This window comes from Streptomyces sp. NPDC002884 (assembly GCF_040295245.1).
Taxonomy (GTDB): Bacteria; Actinomycetota; Actinomycetes; order Streptomycetales; family Streptomycetaceae; genus Streptomyces.
On record NZ_JBEOVB010000001.1, the window covers coordinates 562,105 to 579,343 of the forward strand.

Sequence of the window (17,239 nt, forward strand, 5' to 3'; positions counted from 1 at the left end):
TCCGCATGCCGCACGTACGTGGCGAAGCCGCCGTTCTCGTCGAACCCGGGCGCCTGGAGGTGGCGGAGGTCGCCTTCCGGGCGCCGGCCGAGGGCGAGGTCCTCGTCCGCAACACCGTGGCCGCCATCTGCGGCAGCGATGTGCACCGGGTGCGCGCCGAGTCCCCCTTCTTCCGGGACATGCGCGACCACCCCTACCCCTGCCCGGCGGGCTACCCGGGGCACGAGGGCGTCGGGGAGGTCGTCGAGAGCCGGTCGGCCCGCTTCTCGCCGGGCGACCTGGTGCTCACCGTGCCCAACCACGCCTACATGGCGTCGTTCGCCCGCTACCAGACGATCGCCGACCGGTTCCTGCTGCCGGTGAAGGGCACCGGTGCGCCGACCGTCCAGCTGATGGCGCAGCAGCTCGGGACCGTCGTCTTCGCGCTGAAGCGGTTCTGGCCGGAGCCCGTGCCGCCGGGGTCGACGGCCGCCGTGGTCGGCGTCGGCTCGGCGGGACTGCTGTTCCAGCAGCTGCTCAAGCACCGCGGTTTCGAGAAGGTCGTCGCGGTCGACCTGGAGCCGGGACGGCTCGCGGTGGCCCGCTCCCTCGGCGCGGACGCGACCGTGCACGTGCCCGGGCAGAGCGCCGAGGAGGTCGTCATGGAGGCGACCGGCGGCAAGGGCGCCGACCTGGTCGTCGAGGCGGCCGGCACCGACGGGGCGCGCGAGCACGCGATGCGGATGGTCGGTCAGCACGGCCGGCTGGGCTTCTTCGGCATGCCCGAGGACTACGACATGCGCATCCCGTACGCCCATCTCTTCGTCCGCCAGGCGCAGTTGATCACCGCGGTCGGCGGCGCGCAGCTGGAGCCGGGGCTCCCCTCCTTCCGGACCGCGCTGGAGCTGATCGGCGACGGCTCGATCCGGGTCGACGACCACATCACCCACACCTTCGACATCAAGAACATCGCCGACGCCTTCGACCTCGCGCACAACCGGCAGGACGACGTCGTCAAGATCGCGCTCACTTTCGGCTGACGGGAGGACAGGCATGTCGGAACTCGCCAAGCACTCGGCCCCGGTGGCCGTCATCGGCGTCGGCGGCCGTTTCGCCGAGGCGCCCGACGCAGGGGCGTTCTGGGACAACCTCGTCGCGGGCCGGGACTGTTTCCGGCGGGAGCCGGTCCCGGTCGTGGAGGACCTCGGCGAGGACCGGCTGCGGGTCCACTCGTGGGGAATCGCCCCGCGCCGGGACACCTACGATCACACGCTCGTCGGCGTCGAGGGCCTGGACCCGCAGCACGGCATCCTCCAGGAGTCGCTGTGGCAGGCGGCCGAGGACGCCGGGGTCAGGCTGTCGGCGATCGCCGACCGGACCGCCGTCTACGCCGGCTGCGCCCGCACCAAGCATGTGCCGCGGGCCGCCTTCGACGACGTGGTGCGGGTGGACCCGACGTTCGCCGGGCCCTACTTCTCCTACCTCCAGGACCTGTGGGGCGAGTCGCTGATGCTGGACTCGGCGTGCGCCACCTCCACGGTGGCCGTCCAGCTCGCCTGCCAGAGCCTGCGCGCGCACGCGTGCGACTACGCGCTGGCCGGGGCGGTGGCCATCCAGGAGGACGCCGACGGCTCCTATCTGCGGACCCCGCGCAGCATCTACTCCACCGAGGGCATCGTGCGGCCCTTCGACCGCCGTCACAACGGCGTCGTGCCCGGCGACGGCTCCGGGGCCGTCCTGCTGCGCAGACTGGACGACGCCCTGCGCGACGGCGATCCGGTCTACGCCGTCATCCGGGGCGGCGCCGTCACCAACGACGGGCGGGCCAAGCCCGGGTTCGTCATCCCCGGCGTCGACGGCAAGGTCCGCGCGGTGCGCCGGGCGCTGGAGGCGGCGGGCCTGACCGGGGCCGACGTCGACTACGTCGAGACGCACGGCGTCGGCATCCCGCTGAACGACCAGATCGAGGCGACCGCGCTGATCGAGGCCCTCGGCACCGACGGGCCGCCGGTGGCGGTCGGCTCGGTGAAGGCCTCGGTCGGCCACTGCGACACCGCCGCCGGCATGGCGGCCCTGATCAAGACGTGCCTCGCGATCGACCGCGGCTTCCTGCCCGCGACCCCGAACACCGAGGTCCCCATCGAGGAGTTCACCGGGCGCGGCGAACGCTTCGGCATCCTCCCCGAAGGCCGCGCCTGGCCCACGAACGGCCGCCCACGCACGGCCGGCCTGATGTCGGCCGGCGTGGGCGGCACCAACGCCTTCCTCGTCCTCGAGGAAGCCCCGGCCCACTGACACCGGTCTGCCGGGCTCATCAGTTTCCGTTCCGCGTTTTCATTCCGCGTTTTCACCTGCCGAGGAGCACGCATGTCCGTCACCGCCGACCTCTACATCGAGGTCAAGAACTTCTACGCCCGCCAGATGCGCGTCCTGGACGACCTGGACATCGAGCGTTTCACCGCGACCTTCACCGAGGACGGCTCGGTCGCCCATCCCCACCGCGGCGAGAAGGTGGAGGGCCGCGAGGCGATGCGCACCAAGATGAAGAGCATGCTCCCGATGTACGAGGGGCTGGTCACCCGCCACTGGTTCGACCACTTCCTGATCGAGCAGACCGAGGGCGAAGGCCTGCGCGTCACCTACTACTCGCTGGTGACCCAGACGAACACGAAGGACGAGGTCCACTTCTTCTCCTCGTCCAGCGTCGAGGACCAGATGGTGCGCGAGGAGGGTGAACTGCGCATCCGGGAGCGCGTCATCCACCGCGACAACCCCAAGTACGGCCGAGTGATCTGACCCCCGCCCGCGCATCCGTGAACCGCCGAAGGAGGGCAGAGCAGATGGCAGAGCAACCGGCGCGGCAGCCGGCGGAACGGCCCACGGAGTCCTGGGAACCGCCGCCGGCCGAGTGGAACGACACGGCGCGGCCGTTCGAGGACCGGGTGAGCATGATCGACCTGATCGAGCGGCGCGTCCGGGAGTCCCCCGACGCACCCGCCGTCCGCCTCGGCGAGGGGGAGGTCAGGACGTACGGGGAGCTGTGGGCCGCCTCGGGTCTGCTCGCCCGCTTCCTCGGCGGTCACGGGGTGGGCCGAGGCGCGTTCGTCGGCATCCTGCACGAGAACTCGTGGGACAGCGTGCTGGCGGTCGTCGGTGTGCTGCGCACCGGCGCCGCCTACGTGCCGCTGGACGCGCGCTGGCCGGCCGCCCGGATCGCGGCGCCCGTGCGCCAGTCGGGCATCGGGTGGCTCGTCACCGGCCATGCGCTGGCGCGCCGCGCGGAGGAGGCCGGGCTGCTCGCGGGCACCGGCGTGCGGCTGGTCTGCACGGATCTGCGGGCCGCGGTCCCGGACCCGCTGGACACGGAGGCGGTGGGCCTGTTGTGGGACGCCGTCGCCGAGGACGAGGACCTGGGCCGGGCCTCGGGCTTCAACCAGAACCCCGGCGACGGGATCTCCGCCGCGCACATCGACACCTACGTCTCGCACGTGCGCGACCTGGTGCTGTCGACCGCTCCGGCGGGACGGCGGCCCCGGGTCGTCGAGGTGGGCTGCGGTGCCGGCCTGATCGCCGGCGCGCTGCGGGACCGGGTGACCGGCTACACGGGCGTCGACGTGTCGGCCGTCGCACTGGAGCGGGCGGGGCGGGAGGCCGGCGAGGAGGCACGGTTCGTACGGGCCGCGGCGGCCGACCTCGGCCGGGTGGTGGCCCCGGCGAGCGCGGACGTCGTCCTCCTCGCGAGCGTCGCCCAGTTCTTCCCCGGGTTCGAGTATCTGCGGTCCGTGCTGCGGGACGCCGTGGGCGCACTGGCGCCGGGCGGGGCGGTGGTCCTCGCGGATCTCGCCGACCTCGCGGAGCCGGGCGAGGGACCCGACTCCGGTCATCTGCGGGTGCCCGCCGAGTGGTTCGGGCAGCTCGCCGCCCGACTCGGCCTGCCGGTACGGGCGGAGATCCACCGGCGCGGCGGGGACGGCTGGCCGCGGGTCCTGCGGGACCGGTACGACGTCGTCCTGCGCCTCGCGCCACAGGACGCGGCCCCGACGTACACACCGGTGATCAGCACCTGGAGCGACGTCGAGGAGGCCCGCGCCCTGCCGCTGCCGGCCGGCCCCGGCGCCGACGACACCGCGTACGTCATCTTCACCTCGGGCTCCACCGGCGTGCCGAAGGGCGTGTCGGTGCGCCACCGCAGTGCCGTCAACGTCATCCAGTGGGTGAACGAGACCTACGCGGTGGGTCCGGACGACTGTCTGCTGTGGGTCACCGCGCTCACCTTCGACCTGTCCGTCTACGACCTGCTCGGCGTGCTCGCGGCGGGCGCCAGCCTGCGCGTGGTCCCCGCCGTCGAATTGTCCGACGGCGAGCGGCTGCTGGACATCATGCTGCGCGAGCCGATCACCTTCTGGGACTCGGCGCCGGCCGCGCTCGGCATGGTGATGTCCTTCACCGACGAGCCGATCGGTACGGACGGGACGGATGGGACGGGTGGGACTGCCCGTACGGGCGGGGCGGACGAGTCGGCCGGCAGGAGCGGGTCGGCCGGCAGGAGCGGGTCGGCCGGCCCGGTCCACTCGGCCGGTTCGGCGGACGGCGGTCCGCTGCCGAGCCTGCGCCTGGTCTTCCTCAGCGGCGACTGGGTGCCGTTGACCCTGCCCGGCCGGGTCCGGTCCCGCTTCCCGAAGGCCCATGTGGTGGCGCTGGGCGGCGCGACCGAGGCGACGATCTGGTCCAACCACTTCGACGTCGGCGAGATCGATCCGGCCTGGACGAGCATCCCGTACGGCAAGCCGATCCAGAACGCCCGCTACTACGTCCTGGACGGCGACCGCAAGCCGTGTCCGATCGGCGTCGAGGGCGATCTCCACATCGCGGGCGTGGTCGTGGCCGACGGGTATGTCGGCGATCCGGAGCTGTCGGCCGCGAAGTTCACGGCCGACACCGTGAACGGCCCGGCGGACGAGTCCATGTACGCCACGGGCGACCGGGCCCGCTGGATGGCCGACGGCAACCTGGAGTTCCGGGGCCGCCGGGACGACCAGGTCAAGGTCCGCGGCTACCGGATCGAGCTGGGCGAGGTGCTGGCCGCCCTGCGCCAGGTGCCGGGGGTGGTGGACTGCGCGGTCACCACGCTGCGGGGCGAGGAGGGACCGCAGATCGTGGCGGCCGTGGCCGTGGGCGGCTCGGAGCCGTTGCCGGGCGGCGGGTTCGTCCGCCGCCACCTCGCGCAGAGCCTGCCCAGCTACATGCTCCCGGAGCATGTGCTCGTCCTGCCGGCCCTGCCGGTCGGCCCCACGGGCAAGGTCGACCGGGACCGGCTGGCCCGCCTGGCCGCCCGCCCCCGGAACCGCCGCCGAACCTGAGCGGGGGCGGGACGCACGGCGGTCGCCGACGTCCCGCCCCTCGGGCCGCACCCGCTGCGCGGTCGGGCCGCCGCGAGGCCCGACCGCGCAGGTCCTGGACCGTGTCCGGCCTAGCCGCGCACGCCCAGCTTCCACACCATCGCGGCGACGGCGTCGCTGTTGACGTCCAGGGCCCGCCTGTCGATGTTGGCGGGGGTGTCACAGGCCTGGTGGTAGCACTTGTCCATGGCCTCACCGGCGGTGCCGCCCCACTTCGCGGCCTGCTCGGGGGTCTTGATCTCGGCGGATCCGGTGAAGATCCCGCCCACCGCGACGCCCTTGGCCAGGAACGGCTCGTGGTCGCTGCGGCCGTTGAGCGCGGTCGCGGGCTCGGTGGGGATGCCCTTGTCGGTGAAGTACCGGTCGAAGTGCCGGGCGACCTCCGGGCTCTGGTCATAGACGAAGTACCCGGGGTTCGGTGAGCCGATCATGTCGAAGTTCAGATAGGCGGTGACCTTCGACAGTTCGGCCGCCGGCAGGGTGTTCACGTAGTGCGTGGACCCGATGTAGGTCTCCTCCTCCGTTCCCCAGAAGCCGAAACGGAGGTGCTGGGAAGGGGTGACGTTCTTCGCGGAAACCGTCAGCGCGGTCTCCAGGATCGCGGCGACACTGGAGCCGTTGTCGTTGATTCCCGGGCTGGTGTCCACCGAGTCGAGGTGCGCCCCGACCATGAGGACTTTCCCGGTCCGGCCGCCCTTGGGCCAGTCGGCGATCAGATTCCAGCTCTTCTTTCCGCCGAACTCGAATTCCTGGAGCGAGGTGACGAATCCAGCGGCGTCCAGCTTTTTCTTCACATAATTCACGGAGGCCTGATAACCGGCCGTGCCATGGGCCCGGTTTCCGTTGTTCGCGTCGGAGATACGCTGGAGCGCGTCCAGGTGCCGCATCACTGCGGTGACGGAGATATCGGGCGCCGAACCTGCCTGAGCAGGCTCTTCCGCATGCACGCCGACTGTTGTCAGCATCAGGACGGACAGCGTGGACGCCGCGACGACGGCCGGACGAGACGGCTTGAAAGGCACAGCTGGTGGTTCCCTTCTCGGTGCAAGCAGTTGATCTTCCCGAATGCTTCCACGAAGCCCGCACCAAAGCCAACGGAATTCAACGGACTTCACAAACGGAACCGTCCGGACGCTCCTTTTGCGCCACGTCGGCCACAACGGCTTTCTCTCCAGAAGGCCCACCGGAAATCACCTGCGGAAGACCGCCGCCACGCCGAAAAAGCGCATCGATTCATGACGCGTTTCGCACTCCGGAGAACCGGCCCGGGAACCAGCCCCAGAACCATCCCAAGAATCGAACCGACAACCGGGTCGAGATCCGGGCCAGGATCCGGGTCGAGAAACCAGGTCGAGAACCGGGCCGAGAAACCGGTCCGGCGGAACTGCGGGACCGCACCGCGCGCGACCGGATCACGGGACTCGTTCGTGAGCCCGGACGGCCGGGCACTTCGCCGCACCGACGGCCGGCGGTTCACCCCGCCACACCCCACCCCGCCACACCCCACCCCGCCACACGCCACCCCGCCGCAACCCGCCCGCCACACCCCGCCCGGCGCACTGCTCTCCCCGCATCCCGCCCCGCGCATCCGCCTCCCCGCCCTTCCCCACCCGCCACCGGCGGCACGGACGTTACGTGCCCGAAACCTTGACGATCACATCCCCGGGTGCCACGATTCCGGCGCCGCCATGTTTACGTAAACATCAGCCACCCCGGGACGTTGATGTTTACGCAAACATCGCGTGGCGGCCGCCGCCCAGCCCGCGCGTCCCCCAGCGCCGAGCCGCCTCTCCTGAAAGGGCACGTCATGCGCAAGACCCCCACCAGAGCCCCCCGCACCCCCCGCCTGCGCGCCGCACTCGTCGCGGTCGCCGTCGCAGCCGTCACCGGCACGACCCTGGCCGGCAGCCCGGCCGCCGCCTCCTCCTCCGGCGCCGCGCCGACCACCGACACGACCCAGTTCAAGGGCGTGAACTGGGCCGACCCGCGCGACAACTTCGCCGACGACCTCCTCCAGCTGTCCGGTCTGTCGACCACGGACACCTACCGGCAGACCTACGCGAAGGCGACCCGGATCATCGCGGCGTTCCGCGCGAACCTCGGCGCCAACACCGTGCGGCTGCCCATCAACCCGTACACGGTCGACGGCGCCTACTGGAAGTCCTACCGCGGGGTCATCGACGCGGCCTCTGACCAGGGCTTCAAGGTCATCGTGTCCTACTGGGAGGGCACGGGCGCGCAGAAGGACGGCTTCATCGACGACACGGCCACGTACTGGCCGATGTGGGACACCGTCGTCAAGGCGTACAAGAACGACAAGCACGTCTACTTCGAGCCGATGAACGAGCCGCACGGCTACACCGACACCGAGTGGGCCGACATCGCGGCCACGTGGCTGTCGACGTACTCGAAGGTCCCGCGCAACCGGGTGTTCGTCAGCGGTGCCGGCTACAACGACCACGTCACCTCGGTCTGCGCCGACCCGCGGCTGAAGGGCACGTACCTCTCCCTGCACCACTACGGGTTCTGGAAGGACTACGCGACCTACGACCAGTGGGTGGCCGACCTGAAGGTGCGCATCGGCGACTGCGCGAACCGGACCGTCGCGGACGAGTTCGGCGCCCCGATGACGACCGGGCTGAACTACAACGTGAAGACGCCGGACAACAACTTCGTCAACTACGTCCAGGCCGTCACCGACACCTTCCGCGAGCTGAAGATGGGCTCCGTGTACTGGCCGGGTCTGCGCACCGACGACACGTACTCGGTGCAGACCCTCACCGGCACCACCGCCCGCCCCTGGCTGGCCACCACCAACCAGTCCGGTGCCGACCGCCTCGCCTGGGCCTGGGGCCGCGGCAAGCCCGTCAAGGGCTGAGACGACAGCGACCGAGACGGCGAGGGCCGAGCCCGTCAAGGGCCGGGGCGGCCATGGACCGGGCGTGCGAGGACCGATGCGGTCAAGGGCTGAGGCGCTCGGACGCACGGGCCTGAGCCGCCTTGCCCGACCGGTCCCGGCAGCGGCCCCCACCGCGCCCGGCCCGACCGGTCACCGTCACCGGGCCGGCCGACCTGACGGCCGGCCCGGTGGCGGCTTTCCCGTCTAGACCGACGGCTCCCCGCCGGGGCCCGCGTCGACGTGGTCGGCGACGAGAGCGGCGAACTCGTCGGGCGCGGCGAGCCGGACGCCCAGGGTCTCGGCCTTGGTCCGCTTGGATCCGGCGCCCTCACCGGCGACGACCAGGCTGGTCTTCTTGGAGACGCTGGAGGAGGAGCGGCCCCCGGCGCGCTCGATGAGCTCGTTCATCTGGTTGCGGCTGAGCTTCTCCAGCGCCCCGGTCATCGCGCCGGTGACGACCACGGTCATCCCGGCCAGCGGCCCGGCGGCGGCTACGGCCCGCGCGCCCTCGCCGTCGGTGGCGTCCGTCGCTTCGGTCCCGTCGGCCGTCGGTGGGGCGGGCGGGGTCGCGCCGGGCTCGGTCATGTTCACCCCGGCGGCGACGAGTCTGTCGATGAGCGGGGCGAGTTCGGCGAGTTCGGCGACGATGGACGGGGCCTTCTCGGTGCCGATGCCCTCGACCTGCTGGATCGCTTCGGCGTCGGCGGCCCGCAGCAGGTCCATGGTGGCGAAGTGGCGTGCGATTCGGCGGGACATGGAGCGGCCGGTGCCACGCACGCCGAGGGCGCACAGGACGCGCGACAGCGGTTGGTTCTTGGCCGCGGAGAGCGCGGCGAGGAGGTTGTCGGTGCTGGTCTCCCCCATCCGTTCCAGGCCGAGGAGCTGGTCGCGGGTGAGGGCGAACAGGCCGGCGAGGTCGGTGACGAGTCCGGCCTCGACGAGTTGGACGACCCGGGTGTGGCCGAGCCCCTCGATGTCGAGCTGGTCGCGTCCGGCGGCGTAGGAGAGGGAGGCGACCAGGTGGCAGTCGCGGCCGTTGACGCAGCGCCAGCGCTGTTCGCCGGTGTCGATGCCCGATCCGCAGCGCGGGCACACCTCGGGGAACACGATGGGCTGTTCGTCGCCGGTGCGCAGATGGGCGACGGGCGCCTCGATGCGTGGGATGACGTCTCCGGCCCGGTGGACCATGACGTGGTCGCCGAGGCGCAGGTCGCGGCGGGTGATGTCGGCCGCGTTGTGGAGGGTGGCGTAGGTGATGGTGGAGCCGTCGATGCGCACCGGTTCCAGGACGGCGCGGGGGGCGATGATGCCGGTGCGGCCCACGTTCCACTCCACCGCCAGCAGCCGGGTGATCTTCTCGACGGCTGGCAGTTTGTAGGCGGTCGCCCAGCGCGGGGCGCGTGAACCCGATCCGGCCGCCCGCTGGTCGGCGGCGAGGTCGGCCTTGACGACGATCCCGTCGATCCCGAACGGCAGCGAGGCGCGCAGCCCGGCGATCTCGGCCACCCGGGCGAGGACCTCCTCGCCGGTGCTCGCGGTGATGCCGGGCACGGCCGTGGTCGCGGTGGTGTTCACGCCGTAGCCGCCGGTCCGGGTCATGAGGTCGCTGTGCGCGCTCTCCTCCAGCAGCGCGGCCAGCGCCGGTTCGGTGTCGTCCAGGGGCAGCAGCCCGTAGCCGAAGAAGGTCATCGGCACGGTGTACGCGCGGTCCTTCGCGCGCAGGGTGCCCGCCGCGGCGTTGCGCGGGTTGGCGAACGGGGCGCCGCCGTGCGCGGTGCGTACCTCGTTGGCGTGCTCGAACTGGGCGTTCGTCATCAGGACTTCGCCGCGCACCTCGACGCTCACGGGCTCCGTCAGTTCGTCCGGCAGGCCCTCGACGGTGCCGATCGCGTGCGAGACGTCCTCCCCGGCCGTCCCGTCGCCCCGGGTGATCAGCCGTGTGAGGCGGCCGCGGGTGTAGCGGGCCGCGATCGCGAGGCCGTCCAGCTTCGGTTCGACACTGAACGGGGTGACGTCGTGGCCGACGCGCCGGGTGAGCGAGGCGGTCCACGCGGTGAACTCCTCGGCGGAGAACACGTTGTCCAGGCTCAGCATCGCTCTCGTGTGCGGGACATCGCCCTCGACGGCTCCGCCGGCGACCTTGCCGGTCGGCGAGTCGGGCAGCACCTGCTCCGGGTGCTCGTCCTCCCACGCCGAGATGGCGCGCACCAGCCGGTCGTAGGCGTCGTCGTCCAGCACCGAAGTGCCACCCGCGTAGTAGGCGGCCGACGCCTTCACCGCGTCCTCGATCGCCTGCGCGTAGGCGACGGCGTCCACAATCACTGCACCGGGTGTTGTCATGCCCCACATCCTGCCTCCCACCACTGACAACGCCACGGAAGGAGAGGGCGGGACGGACTCGCGGGCGCGGTCCCGCGGCCCGGACACGCCGTTGATCCACCCGCCGCCCACCCCATAGGTTCCGGGGCATGACGAACGTGACGAACGTACGGGTCGGCGTGATGTACGACCGCGACTGGGCGCCCGAGGAGTTGCCCGGGTTCGCGCGGCGGGCCGAGGCGCTCGGGGTGGACGACCTGTGGGTGGTCGAGGACCTCGGCTGGAACGGCGGGGTGTCGGCGGCGGCCGTGGCGCTGGGGGCGACCGAGCGGCTGCGGGTGGGCATCGGGATCGCACCGGCGCCGTTGCGCAGTCCGGCGTTGCTGGCGATGGAACTGGCCACGCTGGCGCGGGTGTTCCCCGGGCGGCTGGTGGCCGGGATCGGGCACGGAGTGCGGGAGTGGATGGAGTCGGCCGGTGTCGCTCCCCGGTCGCCGCTGGCTCTCCTGGAGGAGACGATCACCTCCGTGCGCGCGTTGCTGCGCGGTGCGCGGGTCGACCTCGATGGACGTGAAGTGCGTCTGGACGGGGTGCAGTTGGTGCATCCGCCGGTCCAGGTTCCGCCGGTGGTGGCGGGCGTGGTCCGCCCTCGCTCCCTCGAACTGTCCGGCCGGGTCGCGGACGGCACCCTGATCGCCGAGGGGCACGGCCCGCGGGACCTGGAGAACACCCGGGCCCTCACCGCCAAGGGCGGGGCCGGCCCCGACCACACACTGACCGTGCTGTCCTTCGCCTGCGTGGGCGACGACCCCGAGCAGGTCGCGCGGATCCTGCACCCGCACACGGAGGGCCACGGCGCCTGGCTGGGCCGCCCGCAGGAGGAGGTGTTCACCGTCTCGGGCACCCCCGCGCAGGCCGTCGCCGACATCCGGGCCCTGAAGGACTCCGGCGCCGACACCGTCGTCCTGCGCATCGTCGGCCCCGAACCGCTGCGCCAGCTCGAAGCCGTGCTGACGGCTTTCGGACGCTGAACGGGTGGCCGGGCGGCCCGGACCGGCCCCGGGGCGCCCGGCCGGAACTCCGGGCCACCGTCCGGGCGTTCCCTCGTGGGTGGCGTACGACAACGGGGCCGTGCGTCCGTGAGCGGAACAGCGGGGTGAGGCATGGCGCGCCTACTGGTCATCGGCGGCGGGATCGCCGGCACGGCGGCGGCTCTGGCGCTGGACAAGGCGGGCCAGGAGGTCGCCGTGTACGAGGCGCATCCCGACTCCGCCGAGGACATCGGCGCGTTCCTCACCCTCGCGAGCAACGGCCTGCGGGCCCTCGCACAGCTCGACGCGACCCCCGCGGTCACCGCGATCGGCTTCCCGCTCACCACCATGCGGCTGCTGGACGCCCGGGGCGGCGAGGTGGCCCGCGCTCCGCTCGGCGAGGCCGACGACCCCGGGCTGCGGTACCGGTGCCTGCGCCGCGGCGAACTCGCCGCGGCCCTCCGGGCGGAGGCCGGCCGCCGCGGCATCGGTGTCGTCCACGGCGCCCGGCTCGCCTCCGTAGAGAGCGGCTCCGAAGGGGTCACCGCGCACTTCACCGACAGCAGCACGGCGACGGGCGACCTGCTGCTCGGCGCCGACGGCCTGAACTCCACGGTCCGCCGGGCCATCGCCCCCGCCGCACAGCCCCGTTACGCGGGGCAGCGGGTCTTCTACGGCTGCGCCACCGGCGCGCCGGCGGCCGGGGAGGACGAGGCCGCGTGCATCACGATGATCCGCGGCAGCGGGGCCGCCTTCGGCCACACGACGTCACCGGAAGGCGAGACGTACTGGTTCGCCCGGGTCACCGCCGACGCCCCGCTGACCGCCGACGAGATCGCGCACGCCGCCCCCACCCAATGGCGTGACCTGCTTGTTCCGTTGCTGCGCGAGGACGCCACGCCCGCCGCGGACATCGTCGCGGCCACCACGGCCCCCGTCCTGGTCACCAACGCGACCGAGATGCCGTGCGGCACGCCCTGGCGCTCCGGCCGGACCCTGCTCATCGGCGACGCGGCCCACGCGGCGTCCCCCGCGACCGGACAGGGCGCCTCCATGGCCCTGGAGGACGCGGTGATCCTCGCCAAGTGCCTGCGCGACGCCCCGGACACCGAGGCGGCGCTCGCCCACTACGAGGCGCTCCGCCGCCCCCGCGTGGAACACAACACGACCGTCAGCGGCAACATCTCCCGCGGCGTCCACACCCCGCGGCCCCGCACCCCCGGGAACCCGCCCCCGGCCCGGCCCGACGAGGAACTCACCCGCCAGCTGGAGTGGACCACGGCCCTCCTGTGACCAGCACGGTCCGCGAACTCCCGGCTCCGCACAGCGACTTGCCGGGGTGCCCGGTCGGGCGCTCGCTACGATCCTCGGCGTGTGCGCAAACATCATGGTCGCCGAAGACGACGCGAAGCAGGCAGAACTGGTGCGTCGCTACCTCGAGCACGAGGGACACGCGGTCACGGTCGTCGAGGACGGCCGTGCGGCTCTCGAGGAGGTCCGGCACCGGGAACCCGACCTGCTCGTCCTCGATGTGATGATGCCCCGGGCCGACGGCCTCGACGTGGTACGCATCCTGCGCGCCGAGGACCGGGAGATACCGGTCCTGATGCTGACGGCCCGCAGCACGGAGGACGATCTCCTGCTCGGGCTGGATCTCGGCGCCGACGACTACATGACCAAGCCGTTCAGCCCCCGTGAACTGGTGGCCCGGGTCCGCACGCTGCTGCGCCGCAACCGGCGCGCCGCGGCCCCCTCCCCCGCCGTCGACCCCGCGCCCGTGCCCGGCCCCGCGCCCGCCGGGGCCGAGGCCGAGTCCGACGACGCGCTGACGGTCGGCACGCTCCGGGTCGATCCGGTCCGGCACGAGGTGTCGGTCGGCGGGACACCGGTCGTGTGCACGCCCGGCGAGTTCCGCATCCTCGCCGCGATGGCGGCGGAACCCGACCGGGTGTTCACCAGGCAGCGGCTCCTGGCGGAGCTGCACGGCTTCGACAAGTACATCAGCGGCCGCACCGTCGATGTGCACGTCATGCATCTGCGCAAGAAGATCGAGCGGGCCCCGCGGCGGCCGGTCCGGCTGCTCACCGTCTTCGGCGTCGGCTACAAGCTGACCGACCCGGCCAAGGGAGCACGCCGTGCGTCGTCGTGACGAGCGGGCGGCACGGACGCGGCTGCCGCTCCGCAGGAGCCTGCTCGGCCGGCTGCTGACCGTGTCGGCGCTCGTGGCCTTCTGCTCGGTCGCCGCCACCGCCTGGCTCGCCGTGCAGACGACCTCCGTCGCGATCCGCCAGGAGCAGGGGCGCAACCTCAGCACCGACGCGAGGATCTACGACACCCTGCTGGGCTACGCGGCCGGCCATCCCGACTGGGCGGGCGTCGACGGCACCGTACGGGATCTGGCCCGGGAGTCCGGGCGCCGGGTCGTGCTGACCACCGAGGACCGGCAGCCGCTCTTCGACTCCGCCGCCGGCGCCCCGCCCGCCGCCGAGCTGCCGGCGCAGGCTTCGGCGGTCGTCGACCCGCTGTCGGTCGACACCGTGCTGGTGCCCGACGCCGTTCCGGTCGGCACGGACCGCGTCGATCCACGGGCCGTCGGGCCCTTCCTGCTGCCCGCGAAGGAACGAACGCTCCTGCGCAGGGCCACCACCCGCAGCGCGGAGTGCCTCGCGGGAATGGGGATCGCCGCGGACGTCGTCGACAGCCCCAGCGGGCGGCCCTGGGTCCGGTTCGTGAGCGACGGCACCGACCGCGACAGCGAGCTGAAGTGCCTGTCCGTCGACGGCGCCGGTACCACCGCGACCGAGGACAAGGCCCTGCGGGCGCTGGAGCAGCTCGCCGACGCCTGTCTGAAGCGGCAGGGCCGCACGGGCGTGAAGCTGAACCTGGATCTGTCCTGGGACCGGGGATACGGGCAGGAAGGCACGGATGTCGGCTCGTCGGCGCCCGTCCCCGTGCCCGACACCGGCCTCACCAAGGAAGAGGCGATCGAGCGGCGCAGGGCCGAGGAGAAGGCGGCCGCGGCGGGCGTTCCGGCGGACGGCAGGAAGACGGTCTCGGACGAAGGCGCGGACCAGGCCCGCGGCAGCGGGTACGACCGGGCCGTGGCCGCCTGTGTCGGCAGCGCCCGCCGTGAACAGCTCACGGCCTATGTCGCCGCGCCCGCCCTGCTGTTCATCGACGGCCCCGGCGCCGTCAGCGTGCCCGGTTTCGACCTCTCACCGGCCAACACCGCGCGCATCGCCGGAGTCACGGCCCTCGTCCTCGCCCTCACCGTCGGCGCCTCGGTGATCGCCGGAACCCGGCTGGTACGCCCGCTGCACGCGCTCACCGGCGCCGCCCAGCGGATGCGGGACGGCCTGGACTCGGCTCCGGTGCCGGTCGGCGCGGACAACGAGATCGGACGCCTCGCGCTGGCCTTCAACGACATGGCCGCGCACCGGACCCGGCTCGAGGAACAGCGCAAGGTGATGGTCAGCGACGTCGCCCACGAACTGCGCACCCCGCTGAGCAACATCCGTGGCTGGCTGGAGGCGGCGCACGACGGTCTGGCCGAGCCGGACCCGGCGTTCGTCTCGTCGCTCCTCGACGAGGCGGTGCAGCTCCAGCACCTCATCAACGATCTCCAGGACCTGGGGGCCGCCGAAGCGGGCGCGCTGCGGCTGCACCTGGAGCCGGTGACCGTCGGCGACCTCCTCGGCCAGGTCGCCGCGGCGCACCAGGGGCCGGCCGAGACCGCGGGTGTGACCCTGAAGGTCGCCACGGCGCCCGGCGCCCCTCCCCCGCCGCCGGTCGAGGCGGACCCGGTCCGGCTGCGCCAGGCCGTCAGCAACCTGCTCTCCAACGCGGTACGCCACACCCCGCCAGGTGGCCGGGTGACGCTGCGTTCGTACGTCACGAAGGGCGGGGACGAGGTGGCCGTGGAGGTGTCCGACACCGGCAGCGGCATCCCGGCGGGCGATGTCCCGCATGTGTTCGACCGCTTCTGGCGGGCGGAGAAGTCCCGCAACCGCAGCACCGGCGGCAGCGGCCTCGGGCTGGCGATCGTGCTCAAGCTGACCGAGGCGCACGGGGGCACGGTGACCGTGGAGAGCACCGAGGGAGAGGGCTCCGTCTTCACCCTGCGGTTGCCCGCCATGACCGACGGGAACGCCGAGCGGCCGAGAAGCGGCGAGGGGACCCCCGTCCGACCCTGATGCGACGACCCTGATGCGATGACCACGGCGCTCTGACAGCTTCTTCACAAGTGACGGCAAGTCTTCGGTCATGCCCGCGGCCACCGAGGCCGGGCTGGAACTGGAGTCCTACATGTCCCGCCGTCCCATCCTGCGTCTCGCCGTGCTGACCGCCCTCGCCGGCGGCGCGCTGCTCGCCCCCGCCACCGCGGCCCTCGCCGCCGACCCGTCCCCGGCGGCGTCCGCGCCGACGGACGGCAGGGACACGACCGTGGACCAGAAGAAGGCCGAAGACGCCAAGACCAAGGAGGAGGAGGCGGTCGCGGCCCGGAAGGCCGAGGCCGCCAAGCAGCTGCCGCGGGGCGGCGTCGACGCGGGCGAGGCCCCGGCCGGCGGCAGCGGCTCCGGCACCACCGCTCTCGTCGGTTCCGCCGCCGGCGCCCTGCTGCTCGCGGGCGCGGGCACCTTCGTGGTACGCCGCCGCGCCGCCGGCCGCCCCACCGGCTGACCCCACACCCCACCCGACCGACACACCCTGGCGCCGCCCCTCACGGGCGGCGCCCTCGCGTATCGCCGCGTGTCTTCACGTACCTCGCGTGTCTTCACGTACCTCCGCGCGTCGCCGCGCGCGCACTCGGCGCGTCGCCCCGCACCTCCGCGCGTCGTCGCGGACTTCCGCTCACCTCCGCGGGTCTTCGCGCCTCCGCCCACCCCCGCGGGCGTCCGCGGGGCGTCCGTGTACCGCCGCGCACGCATCCACCCTGCTTGGAGCCCGTCATGTCCCCCGCACACCGTCCGGTACGGCCCCGCGCCACCTTGTCGGTCCCGGCCGCCGCCCGTCTCGTCCGCCTCGCCCTCGTCGTACCGGCGGCGCTGGCCGTGTTCAGCGGCTGCTCGTCCGCCCCCGAGAAGGCCGCCGCGGCCACCCCGGTTTCCTCCGCCGCCGCGGGCACCCCCGCGCCCGGCGGCGCGCCGCAGTCCGAGCAGCCCCCGGCCCCCGCCGAGGTGAGCATCCCCTCGCTCAAGATCACCGGTCCCCTGATGGAGCTCGGCCTCAACACCGACGGCAGCGTCGAGGTCCCGCCGGCCGACAAGGGCATGACCGCCGGCTGGTACACCGGCGGTGCCGTGCCCGGTGAACCCGGTGCCGCCGTCATCATCGGCCACAACGACACCCGGTTCGGCAAGGCCGTCTTCCATGACCTCGACAAGATCGCCGAGGGTGCGGAGATCACCGTCACCGACGCTCAGGGGGATGCGGCGCACTTCTCCGTCACGAGCACCGAGAGCGTCAGCAAGAGCTCCTTCCCCACCGAGAAGGTCTACGGCCCGACAGGGGACCGCGCCCTGCGGCTGATCACCTGCGACGGCGACTTCGACGCCGAGGGACACCCGGTGAACAACCTCATCGTCTACGCGACGCGGGACTGACCCACGGGC

At 72.8% G+C, this 17,239-nt stretch carries 13 protein-coding genes; 11 read left to right on the forward strand and 2 right to left on the reverse strand.

Annotated features, from left to right (window positions below):
• Positions 1–5: 5 nt before the first annotated feature.
• The 4 genes from ABT070_RS02495 (at position 6) to ABT070_RS02510 (ending at position 5,339) form a co-directional block, all read left to right on the forward strand.
• Positions 6–1,019, forward strand: a complete 1,014-nt coding sequence (locus ABT070_RS02495; RefSeq protein ID WP_351753525.1) for a zinc-binding dehydrogenase — start codon at positions 6–8, stop codon at positions 1,017–1,019.
• Between the two features lie 13 nt (positions 1,020–1,032).
• Entirely contained in the window at positions 1,033–2,274 is a 1,242-nt protein-coding gene (locus ABT070_RS02500) for a beta-ketoacyl [acyl carrier protein] synthase domain-containing protein (RefSeq protein ID WP_351753528.1), read from the forward strand.
• A 72-nt stretch (positions 2,275–2,346) separates the two neighbouring features.
• Positions 2,347–2,775: a nuclear transport factor 2 family protein gene (locus tag ABT070_RS02505; protein WP_351753530.1), complete on the forward strand. Its 429-nt coding sequence runs from the start codon at positions 2,347–2,349 to the stop codon at positions 2,773–2,775.
• A 44-nt stretch (positions 2,776–2,819) separates the two neighbouring features.
• Positions 2,820–5,339, forward strand: a complete 2,520-nt coding sequence (locus tag ABT070_RS02510) for an AMP-binding protein (RefSeq protein ID WP_351753533.1) — start codon at positions 2,820–2,822, stop codon at positions 5,337–5,339.
• A 110-nt stretch (positions 5,340–5,449) separates the two neighbouring features.
• Here the strand turns inward: ABT070_RS02510 and ABT070_RS02515 are convergent, their stop codons facing one another.
• Positions 5,450–6,400 carry a M28 family metallopeptidase gene (locus tag ABT070_RS02515; RefSeq protein ID WP_351753536.1) on the reverse strand — a complete coding sequence of 317 codons (951 nt, stop codon included), beginning with the start codon at positions 6,398–6,400 and terminating at the stop codon, positions 5,450–5,452.
• A gap of 785 nt (positions 6,401–7,185) precedes the next feature.
• On the opposite strand from ABT070_RS02515, the gene ABT070_RS02520 reads away from it, so the two are divergent.
• Positions 7,186–8,256: a glycoside hydrolase family 5 protein gene (locus ABT070_RS02520; RefSeq protein ID WP_351753539.1), complete on the forward strand. Its 1,071-nt coding sequence runs from the start codon at positions 7,186–7,188 to the stop codon at positions 8,254–8,256.
• Between the two features lie 225 nt (positions 8,257–8,481).
• On the opposite strand, the gene ligA is transcribed toward ABT070_RS02520, so the two are convergent.
• Positions 8,482–10,617 (reverse strand): NAD-dependent DNA ligase LigA, encoded by a 2,136-nt coding sequence (ligA, locus tag ABT070_RS02525; RefSeq protein ID WP_351753541.1) that lies wholly within the window; start codon positions 10,615–10,617, stop codon positions 8,482–8,484.
• A gap of 137 nt (positions 10,618–10,754) precedes the next feature.
• Here ligA and ABT070_RS02530 point away from each other — a divergent pair, with 137 nt between their 5' ends.
• The 6 genes from ABT070_RS02530 to ABT070_RS02555 all read left to right on the forward strand — a co-directional run bounded on the left by ABT070_RS02530 (position 10,755) and on the right by ABT070_RS02555 (position 17,230).
• Positions 10,755–11,627, forward strand: a complete 873-nt coding sequence (locus ABT070_RS02530) for an LLM class flavin-dependent oxidoreductase (protein WP_351754414.1) — start codon at positions 10,755–10,757, stop codon at positions 11,625–11,627.
• A 132-nt stretch (positions 11,628–11,759) separates the two neighbouring features.
• Entirely contained in the window at positions 11,760–12,920 is a 1,161-nt protein-coding gene (locus ABT070_RS02535) for an FAD-dependent oxidoreductase (protein WP_351753544.1), read from the forward strand.
• A 94-nt stretch (positions 12,921–13,014) separates the two neighbouring features.
• On the forward strand, positions 13,015–13,776 hold the full coding sequence (locus tag ABT070_RS02540) for a response regulator transcription factor (RefSeq protein WP_351754416.1): 762 nt from the start codon (positions 13,015–13,017) through the stop codon (positions 13,774–13,776).
• Positions 13,763–15,820 carry a sensor histidine kinase gene (locus tag ABT070_RS02545; RefSeq protein ID WP_351753546.1) on the forward strand — a complete coding sequence of 686 codons (2,058 nt, stop codon included), beginning with the start codon at positions 13,763–13,765 and terminating at the stop codon, positions 15,818–15,820. Before ABT070_RS02540 ends, ABT070_RS02545 begins: the two co-directional genes overlap by 14 nt.
• 70 nt (positions 15,821–15,890) lie before the next feature.
• On the forward strand, positions 15,891–16,307 hold the full coding sequence (locus ABT070_RS02550; protein WP_351753548.1) for a hypothetical protein: 417 nt from the start codon (positions 15,891–15,893) through the stop codon (positions 16,305–16,307).
• Between the two features lie 269 nt (positions 16,308–16,576).
• Positions 16,577–17,230 carry a class F sortase gene (locus tag ABT070_RS02555; RefSeq protein WP_351753551.1) on the forward strand — a complete coding sequence of 218 codons (654 nt, stop codon included), beginning with the start codon at positions 16,577–16,579 and terminating at the stop codon, positions 17,228–17,230.
• Positions 17,231–17,239 lie beyond the last annotated feature (9 nt).